Origin of the sequence: Pseudomonas fluorescens, assembly GCF_902497855.1 — a bacterium.
GTDB lineage: Bacteria > Pseudomonadota > Gammaproteobacteria > Pseudomonadales > Pseudomonadaceae > Aquipseudomonas > Aquipseudomonas fluorescens_BI.
The window spans coordinates 1-1133 of the sequence record NZ_CABVHU010000052.1 but is presented as its reverse complement, the minus strand read 5'-3'; the positions used below and the strand labels follow the sequence as shown (position 1 = coordinate 1133).

Genomic DNA, 1133 nt, shown 5'->3' with positions numbered 1-1133 from the left:
ACGGTAGCAATGGCGTTACCGGCGTAGATCGGGCGCTTGAAGGTATCGGCGCTTTCTACCGAGATGATCTCGGAGATCTGGTCAACGTCCAGCTGGGCGGCAACGCGCGGCAGGATGTTTTTGCCGTTGGAGGTCGCGGCAGCCAGGATGTGGCTGTAGCCCGCAGCCCCTGCTTCTTGAACAAGAGCGGCTACCAGCGGCGCGACGTTTTCCGGCAGTTGGTGAGCGTAAGCGGCGTTGTCGGCCACCAGCACTTTTGCCACGCCAGCGATGTTCGCAGCGGCTTCAGCCACCGCGCCGACAAAGGCACCGGCCACCAGCAGATGAATCTCACCGCCGATTTTGCCAGCGGCGGCCACGGTGTTCAGCGTGACCGGGGCCAGCATTTTGTTGTCGTGCGCGTCTTTGGAATAGTCAGCAATAACCAAGATAGTCATTCAGATCACCTTCGCTTCGTTTTTCAGTTTCTCGACCAGTTCAGCCACCGACTTGACCATGATCCCCGCGCTGCGTGCAGCCGGCGCTTCGACTTTCAGGGTGGTGTTGGTGGAGGCGGTGGAAACGCCCAAAGCGTCCGCAGTCAGCACTTCGAGCGGCTTCTTCTTGGCTTTCATGATGTTGGGCAGGGACGCATAACGCGGCTCGTTCAAACGCAGGTCGGTGGTGACGATGGCCGGCAGTTTCAGGGAAACCGTCTGCGCGCCGCCGTCGACTTCACGCGTCACCGCAACGCTGTCGCCGCTGATCTCGACTTTGGAGGCGAAGGTGCCCTGACCGTAGCCGCTCAGTGCCGCGAGCATCTGGCCAGTCTGGTTGTTGTCGCTGTCGATGGCTTGTTTGCCAAGAATCACCAGCCGCGGCTGTTCCTTGTCGACCACCGCCTTGAGCAGCTTGGCCACCGCCAGCGACGTCAGCTCTTCAGCGGATTCGACGAGGATGGCGCGATCGGCACCCAGGGCCAGCGCGGTGCGCAGTTGCTCCTGGGCGGTAGACGGACCGACGCTGACGACAACGATCTCACTGGCAATGCCCTGCTCTTTCAAGCGTACCGCTTCTTCCACGGCGATTTCGCAGAACGGGTTCATCGACATCTTGACGTTGGCGAGGTCGACGCCGGAATGGTCCGCCTTGAC

Annotated in this window: 1 protein-coding gene and 1 pseudogene; both read right to left on the bottom strand. The window is 61.2% G+C overall.

Features of this window, described 5'->3' with window-relative positions:
* A pseudogene (locus F8N96_RS34800) lies at positions 1-437 on the bottom strand (electron transfer flavoprotein subunit alpha/FixB family protein); the annotation flags it as partial.
* On the bottom strand, positions 438-1133 hold a 696-nt coding region (locus tag F8N96_RS34795; RefSeq protein WP_150801638.1), incomplete at its 5' end, for an electron transfer flavoprotein subunit beta/FixA family protein. It lies immediately after the preceding pseudogene.